This is a genomic window from Rhizobium etli 8C-3 (assembly GCF_001908375.1).
Classification (GTDB): Bacteria; Pseudomonadota; Alphaproteobacteria; order Rhizobiales; family Rhizobiaceae; genus Rhizobium; species Rhizobium etli_B.
This window is the reverse complement of the sequence record NZ_CP017241.1, coordinates 2,400,899-2,417,378: the sequence shown is the minus strand read 5'-3', so window position 1 is coordinate 2,417,378 and position 16,480 is coordinate 2,400,899. Positions and strand designations below refer to the sequence as shown.

Sequence of the window (16,480 nt, the reverse complement as noted above, 5' to 3'; positions counted from 1 at the left end):
GACAGCATTCATGAAACTCTGGATCATCTCCGACATTCACCTCGAGTTCGGCGAACCTTTTTTGCAGACCCCGCCAGACGACATCGACGTCCTGGTTTGTGCGGGCGACGTTCTGACCAAAGGTCTCGTTCCGAGCCTTCGATGGCTAGCCGACACGATCGCCAGTGAAGTTCCTGTCATCTTCGTTGCGGGCAATCATGACTTCTATGGAGCGTCGATCGAGGAAAGCATTCGGGATTCCCGCGAATTCGCCGCTGGCTTTTCAAACGTCCACTTCCTGGAAAACGACGCAGTCGAGATCGGCGGTGTCAGGTTTATCGGCGGAACCCTTTGGACCGATTTCCGGCTGTTCGGCCGAAATCCCAGTGTCAGCATGTCGTACGCCGAAAGCGGGATGAACGACTTCAAGAAGATCAAGTTCTCAAAGGCACCGTACCGCAAATTCAAGCCGATCCACGCTTACCGGAAGCATATCGAAACTCGGGATTTCATTGCGGCAGACCTGCGCAAGTGTACACGACTGAAGACAGTTGTCGTTACGCATCACGCTCCGTCCCCACGCGCGATCGCCCTCGGTTTTCGACACGATCCACTCTCCGCTTGCTATGCATCGGATTTGGAAGACCTGATATTGGAGGTAGGGCCGACATTGTGGGTGCATGGCCACGTGCACCACCGGAATGACTACATCATCGGGTCCACGAGGGTCGTCTCGAATTCGAGAGGATATCCGGGCGAGGAAACCGGATTCGACCCAACCTTCACGATCAAAATATAGGGCCAAAAAGACGCGCTCTGCCGTGAGCTTCCCCGACCAGTGCTTCGGTGTCTCAATGTTTGAGACACGCATTGTGAACGGAAATGCCTTCTACCCGGGCATCGCGATTCCTTATTTATCGTGGCAGCAGGACGAGACTGTCGCGGCGCTCGTTGTTGGTGCCAACGGGGCGTGATATCCCGCCTCTCGGCAAAAAATGGAGTGGTATTTCGCAGGCCAACTCGGCGCGGAAACATCGTATCCCCCGTTTGAGGGATACATACTCCCCATAAATTACTTATGCTGAACCTCGATGTATTTTGGTTCCAGCCTCCGAAAGGCAGGCATCGACCGTCTGCGAGAGAATCGGCATATGTAGAACAGGGTGTCTCCTAATGGATGGAAAAATTCTTTCAAGATTTAAGACATGTCTGAATTATAAAATTACGTTTTTTGTATCTATATCTTCGTTCGTAGTAGTAATTCCGCAAACAACAATCGCAGGTGTTTATTATAGTAGCGACCCTGCTGTAGCTAGAGAAGAGCGGGCACAGTACGAATATTTTAAAACCCAATGTCCAGATGACAGAGAGAATGATCTTTACGGAGAGCGTTATTATAGATGCGTGGAAGATTTATTTGATCGTTGGCAGTCGTCTAGGAAAAGTAAAAACGTCGCAAGGCCCGCGCCCAAGAAAGAACGCTCAGTGCGAAAGAAAGAAGGCTACATTGGCAAATCACAAGATGCGGGCAATTTGACCGATCCCGCGAACGTCGAACCTGATCCCGATTGGGCTGGTGATACAAGAAAGCGGATTCTTGACGGTAAAGGGGAGAAGGAGGTTGCCGTCAACCACAACCCCAATCGGCTGGCACCTTATGGTGCCTCGTCGTGCGCTGAGATCAAGCCGGCACCTAACAGGGGCACGATTGACTGGGACTGGGTCACAGTCAGAAACAAATGTTCCTACCCCTTGAAGGTCCTCACTTGCTATTACGACAAAGGCGAGGATGCCAGATGTGCAACTCACAATAAGAATGCGATCTGGGGGTTATCGGGGACGATCAACCCCGGTGGAGTGGTGACCAGCGTGGCGACTTCGAAGCAGTGGCCATGGTTCGTGAAGGTTATCGTCTGCGACATGCGAGACGGAAACAACCTCCTGTGCGTGCCGCCCGAACGTCTCACAAAATAGGAATCTTTAGTCAGCATCAGCCGTATGCATCGCATCTATCGCCGCAAGGGTGCCTTTGCCATACCGACCATCGACGACACCCTGGTAAAAGCCGCGGTCGATCAGTCGTTGCTGGAAGGCGTTGAGGAATTCCGGTTCCCAGTTCTCCCAGTCGGACTTCAGTTGGTCCCGGGCATTAGTATTCTTCTGAACCGCCAGTTCCGCGAGATCGACAGCAAGGGCTGTGTCCTTTCTGACGCCCCAACCTCTCGAAAATAAGATCGCAAGATTGAGATTGGCGTAGGTGTTACCGGCCGCGGCCGCCTTCTCATACCAGATGCCAGCCTCACGGTAGTTCCGGCGGACGCCCTTTTCGTCGTGATAAAGGACCCCGATTTCGTTCATTGCTCTCTCGTCGCCTGCGTCGGCAGCTTTCCTGTACCAGGCTAGAGCTTCCTTGTAGTTGCGCTTGACCCCTTTGCCCTCGGCGTAGAGGAAGCCGACATTGGACATGGCAACCCGATTTCCTGCCTCGGCTCCCTTCTTATACCACTCCATGGCCGCGGCATAATCGGGCGGGGTGGAGGTTTGACGAAGCCAGCCCATCTGGTTGAATGCACTATCGTCGCCTTTCTCTGCTGCCATGATGTACCATCTGCTCGCCTCGGTCAGGTCCTTCGGGACTCCTTTGCCGTTTAAGTACAGATAGCCGATATCGCGCATCGCGCCCGTCGATCCATTTTCAGCGGCTTTTCTGTACAACTCGATCGCTTTGAAGGCATCCTTCTCTACGCCCTTGCCGTATTCATACAATGACCCGAGGTTTCTCAACGCCTCGTCGTGACCGGCCTCCGCTCCTTTCTCGAACCATAGCCTGGCTTGAGGATAGCTTTGCGCGACACCCTTTCCGTAGTAGTACAAATCCCCGATCTTATTAGCAGCGTCGCCCAGCTCGGCCGCAGCAAGTACGTAGAACTTCATGGCTTCCGCATAGTCTTGCGGAACGCCGTCGCCGTGTTCGTAGGCATTGCCCAGGTTCACCGCAGCCCGCAGATTGCCCCGCTCGAACGCCTTCCAATACCATTTCAGCGCGACCGCCCGGTTCTCGCGGCCGCTGGAGCGACGATTATAGATATCGCCCATGAATACAAATGCACTTGATGACGATGCGGTGGTGTACCAGTGAATGGCTTTGTCGACGTTTTTCTCGCCTCCCCAACCATAATGGAACCATAGGCCCGCGCTCTCGGCACCCTCGACGCTGCCAGCTTCGGCCGCTTCGATGAATAGTTTGAAGGCTTTCACATCATCTTCAGCAACGCCCATGCCAGCCGCGTACATCCATCCCAGACTCGCCTTTGCAGAGGCGCTACCGAGTTCGCTGGCCTTGCTGTAGTAGGCAAGCGCATTTTCATAGTCTTTAACGGTTTGGTAGGCCCGACCAGCCTGATAGTTGAGCCTCGGACTGCCAGGATAGGATTCGACCGCAGCAAGACAGGCGGTGACTGATTCGGGAACCGGTTTCTCTACTCCCTTGACGGACGGGAGACGCTGCTTGTCATCGGGGTGCGCGGCAAGACGATCACATTCGGTCTCGGGTACGCCAGCATGGACATCAGCCTGTATGGTTTCTCTGTTGTCGGCTGCCGTCGCGGTCGAAGACACGAGAATGACGAGGGCGACAGAACTCCAGCCAGTCTGGAACAGTCTCCAGCGTCGAAACCTCTTTAGCATGTGCGCGACCCCGCAATCTCCACTCATCATCGCTGGTATCACGTGAGTCCGCGCGACGCTTACTCCAAATGCGGGAGGCGTCTGGCCCTCGAACTGTGAAATAGCAAGAGATGAAACATTATCGGAGCGCGCAATGTATCCCAAACCAATTCTCGTGACTGCCTGCTATGTGGCGCTCACTTCGTTCGCCGCTGCTGCGGACTGCAATTTCGACAAGCCGATAGGAGGATGTCGCGCCACCATCTCGATCGACAGCATTTCAGGCTCGAAGGGGAGCTATTCGGCCGAGGTCACGGTCAAGAGTTCCGCAGGGGCATGTTCGAAGGTGGAGTATTTTCTGGACAATACACCTCAGACAACCGTGATCCGCAGTGGAAGTTCGGAGCCAGAAAGCCTGTTTGGTACGAAGCCCATCACGAAGAAGAGCATACTAATCCGGAAGTGCACGTCCTATGCGAACGCCAATGCAGGCAAGGACAACGCCGGCGATGTAGCGATCGGTCCCGAGTTCTTCGAAGGACGGTGGCAGGGGTCCGTTGGCATGCTGCTGTTGAGGGCAGGACTTGTTCTCGATCTCTCGGTTGACGGGAATCAGGTCAGAGGAACATCCACGGCACAGAACAGCGGAGAGGTTGTCCAGGTGAACGGCATTGTAAGCGGCGGAGTGCTCACCTACACCTACGAGCAGCCAGCGGACGGGAGGCCTGCCTCTGTAAGGATAACGAGGAAGTCTGCGAATTCCATTTCCTACAGCGGCAGTGCAGGCGGCGTGACGTTGTCAGGTACCTTGCAAAGGCTGTAACACACAAATCACACGCGACGGATTTCGCATCCCGCAAACCTGCCCAAAAATGCGAGGCCGTTCCCGCTGCCGACGTCAGGCGACCGTACCGTTTGACAGACCCTTCCAGTCAGATTCGGTCCCGCAATGTTCGCACTCGGACAAGGAGGGTCTTCGCGCCGGCTGAGATACGAAGTGGTTCTTTGACCTGGGGAAGACGGCGACAGCAATTGGGAAAGCCGAGAGCATAGGGATTGCCGGAGTTTCTCGCCTTACGAGTGGAGGTGTTCGCTTCTTTGTGCCGTGAGTTGCTCAATGACGAGCACCGATGTCAGCAAAGCGCGGACGCGGGAAGATCAATGAGGTTCAGGCGGGTCAGGAGCGTCGCAAGTTCCGCCTGCCGTCCCGTATTCGTCTTACCAAAGATAGAGCGCAGATGGGTCCGTGCCGTTTCGTAGGAAATCGATCTGTCCTTGGCGACTGTTTGCAAGGTCATTCCTTGAGAGATCATCGTTGCGATGATCGCTTCAGTGGCTGTGAGCCCGAAGAGTTGACGGAGCTGTTGCTGATTTTGCCGTTGTTTTCGGCCGACATCCTCGATGAGGCAAACGCCAACCGAGTGGGCAAAGAAATCTGGAAGATTGCCGCCCAGGCGTTGTATGCGCAGCACCATAGGTCGCCCGCCGTCGCGGGGTATTGTGAGCGGGCCTGAAGAGTCGTCGGGCCGGAGCCATCTCTCCGTCGTTACCGAGCGCATCCGTTTCTGGATCGCGGCCGTCATCTCGGGAACGCGCGAGCAGATGGTACGATTGCTGATAAATACCTCTTCACCGAAGAGCCGCTCGGCGTCGGGAGTGACCTCCGTCACGCGGCAGAACCTGTCGAAGAATATCGCCGCGACGCCTGTCGCCCGGAATGCATCGACCATTCCGCCGATCCTGCTCGCCGACATACCCCGCATGATCATGGCGGAAGCCATCAGGCGCTCGCGGGCGTTCTGGAATACCGAGGCTTCCACATCGCTGAAGACGTCGGAGTTGAGCGTCCTGTGCAGGGTGAGACAGAGGAGGTCCTCCGGCGACGAAAAGCCGATTATGCACGTCCGGCCGATGCCATGTTCCGCCTGGAAGCGATAGTACTCCAGGTGCTCGAACTGGTCGCGGGTGGTGTACTGCTGGTCCCGCATCGTTCCGTCCCTCATCATGAGGGGAATGCCGCGGAGACGCCATTCGTTGATGTGCCAGCCATTGGCGAAGTAGTCTTCCAGGGCGGGCCCAACGCTTTCGGTGGCGATGATCAGGTCAGGTGACCGCGCATTCGCCGGGATGATATTTGCGCCGAATGAACCAGTTGCAGCGGTTAGCCTATCCAGAATTTCCGGCCACAGCGACGGATCGACCGCTGCTTCCAACGACTTGTCGAGTGCTTGATCCAGCTTGCACAGGTCAATAGGCATCGGGTCCACCGGACTTCATTCTGTCGAGGGAACCTGCGACCGTGTTGTGGGAGAGTGCGATGCCGACTCCCGAAGCGTTGGTCGCATCGGCGACGCTATGCGCAGGATGGTGGTCTCCGGTGTGCTGGCTCGGATCGCGATCGGGCTGGTCTAAGAGAATGAGCATAAGCAACTGTAATACAAACAAAAACGAGACTTCAGCACAGGCTACACAAGAAATCCCGGAAGTAAAGGTGAAACTTTTTGTTTCGAATGCCAAGGTCTGGTCTTTTCGAACGCCGCAACAGTTCCGACTTCCGACATAAAAGAAAATCTCACGCAATTGGAGTATGGTTTGCGACAAGAGGCCGTGATATTCAAGTATAGAAGTGCTGATAAGAACAATTATAACCATGAAAACTAAATCGCATACAAATAATGAAGATGTTATTGCAGCCTACATGGCAATGTATGAGATTAGCCTCAACGAAGCCATCATTTTGTCAAGCCGGGAAACACCCAAGGAACGTCTTGAGACATACCTTGAGTGGCATGGCGTTTTCGACCAATCTTCCTATATGTTAGAGCGATGTTCTATGCACTCTAGCTTTTCCATTGATGCCATACCTGCCACAGACCTTGGAACAGGCGCAGCAAAGGATCACTTCGCCGCCAGTGAAACTCACCTAATCAAGCGCTGGACACCCATTGGGAACTGGTTCCACGACCGTGGAAAATTGGGTTTGGACCCATACCAAAAGTCTACAGGCGGAAACATCCTCCCGTTTGTTTCTGGGAGTTTGCGTGACGGCACTCCTTTCTCGGGCGTCAATTTCGCCAGCCAAGACTACTTGTCGCTGTCGTCACATCCGCGTCTGGTGAAGGCGGCAAGTGATGCCGCCGCACGCTATGGAGTTCATAGCGCTGGGTCGGCCGCATTGATGGGCAATTCTGATCTATCGTTGCAATTGGAGAAAAAATTAGAGGAGTTTCTGGGTTTCAAGGAATGTACACTGTTTCCGACGGGCTGGACCGCTGGATATGGCATCGTAAGAATGCTGGCTCAGCCTGGTGACCATATCGTTATGGACATGCTGGCTCACGCCTGCCTGCAGGAAGGCGCAGAAGCTTCAGGGGCAAAAATCCATCGTTTTCCCCATCTGTCGAACGAGGGCGTCGAGCGGCGCTTGAAACGGATCAGGTCAAGTGAACCGTCCTCGGGAATCCTGGTTGTAACAGAGACGCTGTTTTCGATGGACAGCGATAGCCCTCACATAAAAGAACTCCAGGCAGTTTGCACCGCATACAACGCCGTTCTTCTGGTTGACTGCGCACACGATCTTGGCTGCATTGGGCCAACTGGAAGGGGCGTTCTCGAACTTCAAGATATGGTGGGGAAAGTTGATGTCTTACTTGGCACCTTTTCCAAAACCTTCGCGTCGATAGGGGGCTTCGTTGCCACCCAATTTGACGGGTTTCGTACCGCCGTTCGGGCCTGCTGCGGTCCCCAGACGTTCACAAACGCGATGACGCCCATTCAAGCCGCCGTGATATTGGAGGCATTGCGAATTGTTGAGAGCGATGAAGGTCAGCGCCGCCGCCTCAAACTTCGCGATAACATTGATTACCTTCGGACACAGTTGAAGCGTCATGGCTTTGTCACGCTTGGCGAACCGAGCGCCATCGTGCCGGTTGTGGTGGGAGATTGTAGCGACGCGCGAACAATGACATCATTTATGATTAAAAACGGGGCAATTGTGAATCTTGTCGAGTCACCTGCGGTCGCTAGAAATCAATCGCGCTGGCGACTCCAGGTGATGTCATATCATTCACATGCTGACATCGACACCTTCATCGAGTGCGCTCTTAAAGCACGAGCCGATGTGCTTTGGGAAGTCGTCGAAACGGGGTAGGGGAGCGCCCTGCCCTGGTTGCGGTCCCCGCTGATTAATCCGTCTGGCGATGTGGGCACCGCTTCAACGCCGTTTCGTTGGGAACCGATGAGTACCTACCGCCGACATTTTGGGCACGGCAGAAGTGGTCGCAATAGGCTCTCAACAGAAGCGAAAACGGCCTTCAGTTCACGTGCGCGATCTCCGGCGTCCTTGATGGCGAGTCGGATCATGTCGGTGACGAATTCTAAAGCCGCTGTCCATGTCCGCGAGGTGTCTACGAGCTCGATCTCGCCGACGTCGGTGTTCGGTCAGTTCTAGTCTCTCGCCACAGTGTGCAATTCGGTGCGACTTGCCCCGAGAATTTAGGGATATGCCGCCGACGCTTTTATGGCATACATGGCGTTTGTTGCGGTATGGCTCTCTCGAGCAATTGGGATATCTGTTGCTGGATGGCGGTTTCGCGCGCGGCTGTCCGGGCATCGGCGCTATGTCATTGAAGAACCAGAGCAGGCTTGCCGCGCAGTTCACAGCCCGGGCTTCTGGCGCATAGCGCACCGCCGTTAACAGTGACCGATAATTGTCATTGTCGGTCACGCCATTCCACGGTCGGCCTTCGATGCGTGGCTGACGATTTCCGTTCGGGTCCTTATGCGCCTTAAAGAATGAGGTGCCGCTATCGAGACAAGGACTGCTCTTAGTCGTCATATATGACCTTCGCACCTCGTGATGCGAAAAACCTCAGCGCCGCCTTGGCTGCCTGCAAGCTCTCGGTCTGGCATGCCGTAAAGCCCTTCGCGCGCAGGGGTTCATAGACCGTTCCATCGAGTTCCTCGCGCCCGCTGCCACATTCTTGAGCGCAGGTCACGCGAACGCTGTACGTGATGGGGTCGCGCCTTAGATAACCTTCAAAGGTGCTGAGCGTGACCTCCGTTACGGCCGCGCTATCCCCAATAAGGTATTCTTCTTTCGTCGAACTCTTGGAATTTGAGTAAACGAACCGGACGTTCATCCAATCTTTGTTGTACTTCCAAATTCCCAATTGGGTATAGGATAGGCCGCGGGGATGAACGAAGCCGCCGCAATCCAGGTCTTCAAATGCCGTTACCCAATCCAACAACCCGCCGGCGGCGGCCCCGGACGGTGATGTGAAAAGGCAAAGTAGCAACGCGGCGTGACGCAATTTTCTAAGCAGCATCGTGTTTCTCTTCATCGGCCCATTGTGTTCATCTTTGGGTTTACATCGATGCGCCGACGAACGCTTACTCCAACTGGAGTAGACGATGCAGCCGCGAACGCTGGCCAGAAATGACTTTATCGGCCAAGCGTTCGTCCGCCGGGTGGACGCGCCAGTCTCACCTTGTGCCCTTTTGCGTTTTCTCCCCACCGCCATCGAAATCGGTGTGGACCTTGGCCTTGAAACTATCCGGGACCTGATCAGGTGGAAGGGGGTCAACGTTTGCTCGCACGTTCGGATCGGGATCAATCCACCGCCCTGCTTCCGCATCGTAATATCGTTGTGACTGCGCCATCGCCTGGCTTGCTCCAACTGCGGCCAATGCCACACTGCCAAGCAGGAAATATCGTGCGCACTTAGAGACCATTCTCTTCTCCATTGGTTGAACTCAAAGCTTCCCGTGAAAGCGTTCCAACTCTAGGACGAGGCGTAGCAGCGCGCATGCTCCAATTGGGTTATGTTTGTCGGAGCCTTCCGTCTGCTCCAATTGGTGTAAGCCAGCATGTCGGATTCCTGTGAAGGCAATTACAATCGTCCTTGGGAATACGCGATGTTTTCACGAAGCCGCTCTATGTTCGTCGCCTTGGCGATGATCTGGGCCGTTGCGACCTGTTTACAGCCTCACTGGGCACGGCAGCTGACCTTGCCCCCAAGTTCTATCCAATTTTGAGTTCGACCAGCAGTTTTTGGTTGCTGCATTTATGGCGGTAGCGGCGGGTTGCGGTGCGGAGCCATTTCGGCGGCGCAGTTCTGCAGGAGGGCCGCATGGTCTTCTCGTGAACCGGACGAACAATGTCGTTCGGATCGGTGGTCAGGAAGGCATAAAGGTCGTCGGTCGTCAGGCCATTTTTGACCTTCCGGACGCTGGTCCACTCTCGATCGGCATAAGAACGACGACTGAAGCGATCAATGCCGGAAAATAAAACTTACAGGCGATCGATCGCATTCTTGATTTCAATCACGCGGTTGCTAGTCTCCGTCGATCAATTCGGAGGTGGCACATGGTTTTTGATTTCGGCGGCCTAGATAAACCCAAGGCAAAGAGCGCTTCGCCTAATCCGCGGGATATCTTCCGGAGCCGACCGTCCGGAAAGGCAAAAATCAAGGAGCTCTGGCAGGGCCAGGCGCAAGCTTTGGATGATTGGTACAAGAATCCCAAACAAGATACTCTGATATCGATGTACACCGGTGCTGGAAAAACCCTGGTCGGGGTTTTGATTGCCCAAAGCTATCTTTTGCAGGGTATCCGGAACGTACTTTACGTTTGCCCGACGATTGACTTGATCCATCAAACAGTTCGCGAAGCCCACGGTATCGGAATTACGCCGACCACATTCTACCAGTCGAAATTTTCAGACCAGAATTTTGCCCAGTCTAAGTCTTTTTGCATAACGACTTATCAGGCCCTGCTGAACACCAGAAACAAATTCCGGGGCCAAAATGCGCCGGGCGCTATCATCTTCGATGACGCCCATGTCGGAGAGCGTTTGGTCCGCGACGCGTTTACGCTGACGATAAGGAAGGCGGAGAACGAGACGCTCTATTCTCAGATTGCGGCCATAATCAAGGAATGTTTCCACGATATCGGTCAAGTTTACAATTTCGAGGCGACTGTTTCCGACTTCTCCTCGGGCTCCGTAGCGCTTTGCCCGCCTAACGGCGTCCACAATCGCAGCCACGAGTTCCAGGCCGCTTTGGAACCGCACATCGACAGCGACATCGGCCTCCAGTTGCCGTTCGATTATCTGCGTGGTCATTTGCAGTACTGTGCGATCACCATCAGCAAGTTCGTAATCGAGATCACGCCCCCCTTTATTCCTGCACTCCATGTCCGCGCCCTTGAAGACAAGAGTGTGCCCAAGGTCTTCCTTTCAGCCACGGTTCAGTCCAAGGGCGATATTGTGCGGGCGTTTGGTCGATCCCCACGGGTGATCGAGCCCGACGTTGACGCCGGTCTCGGTGAGCGGCTTATGTTGTTCGGCTCGTCTTTGAACAAATTCTGCGACGACGTTAAGGGTCTTCAGGGGCTAAGCAAAAAAGTGAAGGTTCTAGTCGCCACTCCAACCGAGAGAGCGGCGGATAAATGGGATGACTTTGCTTCGCCACCCAAAAGCGCCGATACGTTCACGCAAAGGCTCAACGAGTTTCGCGCGAGCTCGACAGGGGCGTTTATGTTGCTCGGTAGATATGATGGCATCGATCTACCTGACGATGACTGCCGCGTTATGGCGGTAGATGGCGTGCCCGTCGGTTCGGCACAGCTGGAAAGATACCTGTTCGATCGGATCAAGTTGGACCAGACGTTCTTCCCGCGGGTCGCCAATCGGTTCACACAGCTCTTCGGACGCATCAACCGCGGCAAGAACGACTATGGCATCTACTTCATCTATTCGAGTGATGCCGAAAATTGGCTACGAAACGTTGCCAACCAGGCTTACTTCCCGAAAGTCCTCCAGGAGCAGATACGCCTTTCCGAAGAATTTTGCGATCAGCTGAAAGACATGACGCCCGGCAAGATCGAGTCGATCGTGACCCAAATCATCGAGCGCGACCAAGGCTGGCTTGGGTATTACCAGGCGCAGATCGGCCAGAACCCGATCGACGAGAAGCGCATCAGCGATCGTGAAGACTACACGAAATTTGACGATGAGCTAGCGAAGCGCGAAGCGAACTTCATTCTGATGCTCTGGCAGGGGGATCACAGTGGAGCGCTCAAGCAGTTCGAGGAGATTATCGATGAGGTGAGGATGAAGAATCCGCGCCTCGCTGGTTGGTATGCAATCTGGCTCGGAGCGGCCAACGCCATCCTCAGTCGGTCGGACGCGATGTTCGATTGGTTTGACGAGGCAAGAAACAGGTTGGGCGGTAAACTCCCATTGCCACGTCAGGAACAGAAGGACGTCGGCGTGCTTCCGGCTTGTAAAACCGTAATCGAGGAGGGGCTACGCGAGTTCTGCGCGCTTACCGTGCCCGAAGCTAATCGTAAGCTGATGAAGCTGATGAAAGCCACTGAACCTGCTTACGGTGATCCGTCGCACAAAAAGGCGGAAGAGGCGGTCAGAGCCATCGGTGCGGCCTTGGGTTTCGAGTCCCGAAGGCCCGACACCGACGAGCACGATGGCCCGGACAACGTCTGGATCGATCACAATTCCAAAATCGCAATTCCTATCGAATTGAAGACGGATAAGCTTGGCGGCAATGCGATAAACTCCGAGGAGGTCGGTCAAGTTTACCAGCATTTGGAGTGGGCAAGATCGCGATACGCAGATTACCATGTTCCCGGCATCCTCGTTTACACTGAGAGCAAGTCGGTCACCGGTAGCAGTAATCCATCCATCGATATGTTCTTTGCCGATCAAAACGCGATGAAGGCGCTGCAGGCCTCATTTATCAACGGTGTAACGATGCTGTCCAAGCTCTCTCCCTTAGAAAAATATGGCAAAGCGTCTGAGATTGGCAGCGCACCCGAGTGGCAGCCCCTTGCCATCTTCGAGCGTCTGAAAGTTGGGCCGCTCAAGGGAGCCGAGTAAGAACCGCGACCGATCACGTGATTCAGCACGGTCCTCATGGCGGCGACCCAACCGGTGCAGACAAAAAGTCTGACGGCAAACGCATCTTAACTCTCAACTGCAAGCGTCGTCACGACGTGCAATGGGCCATTGCGGCTTTTTTGACTACTCCATAGGTTGCCAGGCGAGACTGTGAGTCCAGGACGAATCACATCATCAAATTTGCAAGGCAAACGCATCGCCATCATAAGAGAATGCAAAGCATACCATGAATCACGCCACCCATAACAAGCTCGTATCCTTCATCTGGTCCATCGCCGACGACTGCCTCCGAGATGTCTACGTCCGCGGTAAATATCGCGACGTCATCCTGCCGATGGTCGTTCTCCGTCGTCTCGACACACTGCTTGAACCCACAAAAGCCGCCATTCTTGAGGAAGTTCGCTTCCAGCGCGAGGAAATGAAGTCCATGGAGCTGGACGATGCTCCCCTCACGGCGGCATCCGGATATGTTTTCTACAACACCAGTAAATGGACGCTGAAGCAGCTCCACGCGACTGCCACGAACAATCAGCAGATTCTCTTGGCGAATGTTGAGGAATACCTCAGCGGCTTCAGTGATAACGTCAAGGAGATCATCGGCCGCTTCAAGCTGCTTGAGCAGATGCGACACATGGCAAACAAGCAGGTGTTGCTCGACGTGCTCGAGAAGTTCATCTCTCCTCATATCAATTTGACGCCACATAACGTCGAAGACCCTGATGGCAACATTATGCCTGGCCTGTCGAATTTGGGTATGGGTTATGTCTTTGAAGAATTGATCAGGAAATTCAACGAAGAGAATAACGAGGAAGCTGGAGAGCACTTCACCCCGCGCGAGGTGATCCAATTAATGACCCACCTCATCTTCGACCCGATCACCGACCAGTTGCCTCCCGTCATGACAATCTATGATCCGGCCTGCGGTAGCGGAGGTATGCTGACCGAAGCCCAGAACTATATAAAGGACCTCGAGGGGCCGATCGCGGCCAAGGGCGACGTTTATCTGTATGGCAAGGAAATCAACGACGAGACCTATGCCATCTGCAAATCCGATATGATGATCAAGGGAAACAACCCTGAGAACATCAAGGTCGGCTCCACCCTCGCAACAGATGAGTTCTCGGGTCATCGCTTCGATTTCATGCTTTCGAATCCACCTTACGGCAAAAGCTGGAAGAGCGATCTCAAGTACATCAGAGATGGCAATGACGTCATCGACCCGCGCTTTCAAGTTGAACTAAGCGATTATTGGGGCAACAAGGAAACCGTCGACGCAACGCCACGCTCCAGCGACGGCCAGCTCCTCTTTCTGATGGAGATGGTGGGCAAGATGAAGCCTATCGCAAACAGCGTCATCGGATCGCGCGTTGCCAGCGTCCACAACGGCTCCAGCCTGTTCACCGGCGATGCCGGCAGCGGTGAATCCAACATCCGCCGCTACATCATCGAAAGCGATATGCTGGACACCATCATCCAGTTGCCGAACAGCCTTTTTTACAACACCGGCATCACCACCTATATCTGGCTCTTGACCAACGCCAAGCCCGAGGCTCGGCGCGGCAAGGTTCAGCTGATCGACGCCAACTTGATGTACCGCAAGCTCCGCAAGAACCTCGGCGACAAGAACTGCGAGTTCGCGCCGGAGCATATCGAAGACATTATTGCCGCCTACACGGCCTACCAGCCGGTTGAACGCCAACTTGATGCGAACGGCAACCCGACGGGCATCGAGGTGCAGATTTTCGACAATACCGATTTCGGCTATCACAAGGTCACCGTCGAACGGCCTGACCGTCGTCGCGCCCAGTTCAGCGCGGAACGGCTAGAGCCGCTGCGCTTCGACAAGTCTCTGCGCGAGCCGATGGAACATGTGTGGGCCGAGCATGGCGACAAGGTGTATGAGCCTGGTTTCCTGAAGTCACAGGCCAAGGCAATCCAATCCTGGTGCGAAGAACGGGAGATCGCGCTCAACGCAAAGCAACGCGCCAAGCTTGTCGATACAGGACTCTGGCTGCGGCAACGCCAGCTGATCGGAGTCGGCCACCAGCTTATGCAGGCTGTGGGCACCGAGGAGACGGTGGACTTCAACACCTTCCGCGAACACGTAGGCAAGGTGCTGAAGGCACGGAAGATAAAGCTGACTGCAGCTGAGAAGAACGCCATCCTGAACGCCGTCAGCTGGTATGCCGATGATGCGGAAAAGGTGATTGACAGTATCAAGCGGCTTACCAAGACGGAGCTCGAGGATTTGGCAGCACGATTTGGTTGTCATATCGACGAACTTGGCGACTTCGGCCTTTATGTCCAGCCTGATGGCAGCTGGCTCACCTACGAGAGCAGCACCGATTTACGTGACAGCGAGGCTGTGCCGCTCAAGGACAGCATCCACCGCTATTTCAAAGCCGAGGTAAAGCCGCATGTGTCCGAGGCCTGGATCAATCTCGACACGGTGAAGATTGGCTACGAGATCAGCTTCAACAAGTATTTCTACCGCCACAAGCCGCTACGCAGCCTTGAGGCTGTGACGAAGGATATTCTAGCACTGGAGCAAAAGGCCGATGGACTGATCGCCGACATCCTTGGTTTGAGGTCAGACGCCCAGGCCGAGGCGGCGAAATGACTCTTATAGTATTTCCTGCTCATAGCAGCGTGAAAGACAGCGGTATCCCGTGGATCGGAAGGATTCCTACGCATTGGAACGTCGAGAATCCGAAATGGATGTTCTTCCATCGAAAGGCGCGCGCAAGAAAAGGGGAGCAGCAGCTTGCCGCGACCCAAAAATATGGAGTGATACCTCAAGATCATTTCATGGAAAAAGAAAGTCGTCGCGTCACCCAAGTATTCCTGGATTTCGACATACTAAAGCATGTCGAAAGGGGAGACTTCGTGATGAGCATGAGAAGCTTTCAAGGCGGGCTTGAATTTTCTGATTACACAGGCTGTGTTAGCTCGGCTTACGTCGCAATTCAGCCCGGAGATCGAGTTCACTCACCTTTTTTCAAGTATCTATTTAAGAGCTCTCGGTACATCGAAGCGTTGCAAGCAACGTCGAATCTTGTTCGAGACGGACAAGCCCTAAGATTTGACAATTTTACAATGGTTCCACTTCCCGTCGTTCCCATTGTCGAGCAGCGCGCCATCGCCGCGCTTCTCGATGAAAAGTGCGCCAAGGTGGACGAGGCGGTGCGGATCAAGGACGAGCAGATCGCTCTGCTGCGCGAGCGGCGGCAAATTCTGGTCCAACTGGCCGTCACCCGCGGCCTAAACCCCAACGCGTCCATGAAGGACAGCGGCATCGACTGGATCGGCCAAGTCCCATCACATTGGGAAGTGAAGCGAAACTTCGTCCTTTTCCGTGAAATGAAGGTATCGGGTAATGTCGACTTGCCGGTTTTGTCGGTGTCGATCCACAATGGCGTGTCCTCCGAGGAGTTAAGCGACGAAGAAAACATCCGGTCGATTATCAAGATCGAGGACCGCACTGCCTACATGGAAGTCAAAGTAGGCGATGTGGCATACAACATGATGCGCGCATGGCAAGGCGGCATCGGCGCGGTATCCGTGCACGGCATGGTAAGCCCGGCCTATGTGGTTGCTAGACCAACCGCGGTGCTGGCAGCCGACTACTTCGAATTGCTCTATCGCTGCCCAGCGTTCATTCGCCAGATGGATTCCAGCTCCAAGGGGATCACCGATTTCCGCAAGCGGCTGTATTGGGACGACTTCAAAAACCTTATGACGCTAGTCCCTCCACGCGATGAACAGGCTGCTATCGTCCAGCACATTGCTGAAATCTCAAAGAAAATCGGCGATGCTGTTTCAATCAAGGAACAGCAGATTGCTACGCTCAGGGAATACAAAACCAGCCTGATCGACGCGACGGTCACGGGCAAAATCAAGGTGGGGTGAGGGGAGATT

Annotated in this window: 11 protein-coding genes and 1 pseudogene; 7 read left to right on the top strand and 5 right to left on the bottom strand. The window is 54.5% G+C overall.

Going from position 1 to position 16,480, the window contains the following annotated elements:
* Positions 1-10 precede the first annotated feature (10 nt).
* Positions 11-778, top strand: coding sequence for a metallophosphoesterase (locus AM571_RS12235; RefSeq protein ID WP_074061633.1), 768 nt, complete (start codon positions 11-13; stop codon positions 776-778).
* Between the two features lie 374 nt (positions 779-1,152).
* Positions 1,153-1,953 carry a hypothetical protein gene (locus tag AM571_RS12230; RefSeq protein ID WP_155774444.1) on the top strand — a complete coding sequence of 267 codons (801 nt, stop codon included), beginning with the start codon at positions 1,153-1,155 and terminating at the stop codon, positions 1,951-1,953.
* A gap of 6 nt (positions 1,954-1,959) precedes the next feature.
* Here the strand turns inward: AM571_RS12230 and AM571_RS12225 are convergent, their stop codons facing one another.
* Entirely contained in the window at positions 1,960-3,666 is a 1,707-nt protein-coding gene (locus AM571_RS12225; protein WP_074061631.1) for an SEL1-like repeat protein, read from the bottom strand.
* 133 nt (positions 3,667-3,799) lie between these two features.
* Here AM571_RS12225 and AM571_RS12220 point away from each other — a divergent pair, with 133 nt between their 5' ends.
* A complete protein-coding gene (locus AM571_RS12220) occupies positions 3,800-4,468 on the top strand; it encodes a hypothetical protein (protein WP_074061630.1) in 669 nt (222 codons plus the stop codon).
* 310 nt (positions 4,469-4,778) lie between these two features.
* Here AM571_RS12220 and AM571_RS12215 read toward each other — a convergent pair whose 3' ends face one another.
* Together AM571_RS12215 and AM571_RS36235 are read right to left on the bottom strand one after the other, a co-directional pair.
* On the bottom strand, positions 4,779-5,903 hold the full coding sequence (locus AM571_RS12215; RefSeq protein ID WP_074061629.1) for a helix-turn-helix transcriptional regulator: 1,125 nt from the start codon (positions 5,901-5,903) through the stop codon (positions 4,779-4,781).
* Complete coding sequence (locus tag AM571_RS36235; RefSeq protein ID WP_155774443.1) at positions 5,893-6,297, bottom strand: hypothetical protein; 405 nt, start codon at positions 6,295-6,297, stop codon at positions 5,893-5,895. Before AM571_RS36235 ends, AM571_RS12215 begins: the two co-directional genes overlap by 11 nt.
* On the opposite strand from AM571_RS36235, the gene AM571_RS12210 reads away from it, so the two are divergent.
* On the top strand, positions 6,296-7,795 hold the full coding sequence (locus AM571_RS12210) for an aminotransferase class I/II-fold pyridoxal phosphate-dependent enzyme (protein ID WP_081377075.1): 1,500 nt from the start codon (positions 6,296-6,298) through the stop codon (positions 7,793-7,795). The two genes, AM571_RS36235 and AM571_RS12210, sit on opposite strands and share 2 nt — an antisense overlap.
* A gap of 676 nt (positions 7,796-8,471) precedes the next feature.
* On the opposite strand, the gene AM571_RS12205 is transcribed toward AM571_RS12210, so the two are convergent.
* Entirely contained in the window at positions 8,472-8,972 is a 501-nt protein-coding gene (locus tag AM571_RS12205; protein ID WP_074061628.1) for a hypothetical protein, read from the bottom strand.
* Positions 8,973-9,775: 803 nt separating this feature from the next.
* Positions 9,776-9,886, bottom strand: a pseudogene (locus tag AM571_RS37355) (SOS response-associated peptidase); the annotation flags it as partial.
* Between the two features lie 126 nt (positions 9,887-10,012).
* On the opposite strand from AM571_RS37355, the gene AM571_RS12195 reads away from it, so the two are divergent.
* The 3 genes from AM571_RS12195 to AM571_RS36220 all read left to right on the top strand — a co-directional run bounded on the left by AM571_RS12195 (position 10,013) and on the right by AM571_RS36220 (position 16,471).
* Positions 10,013-12,541 (top strand): DEAD/DEAH box helicase family protein, encoded by a 2,529-nt coding sequence (locus AM571_RS12195; RefSeq protein WP_074061626.1) that lies wholly within the window; start codon positions 10,013-10,015, stop codon positions 12,539-12,541.
* A gap of 247 nt (positions 12,542-12,788) precedes the next feature.
* A complete protein-coding gene (locus tag AM571_RS12190; RefSeq protein ID WP_074061625.1) occupies positions 12,789-15,182 on the top strand; it encodes a type I restriction-modification system subunit M in 2,394 nt (797 codons plus the stop codon).
* A complete protein-coding gene (locus tag AM571_RS36220; protein ID WP_074061624.1) occupies positions 15,179-16,471 on the top strand; it encodes a restriction endonuclease subunit S in 1,293 nt (430 codons plus the stop codon). The genes AM571_RS12190 and AM571_RS36220 overlap by 4 nt, the downstream gene beginning before the upstream one ends.
* Positions 16,472-16,480: the final 9 nt, after the last annotated feature.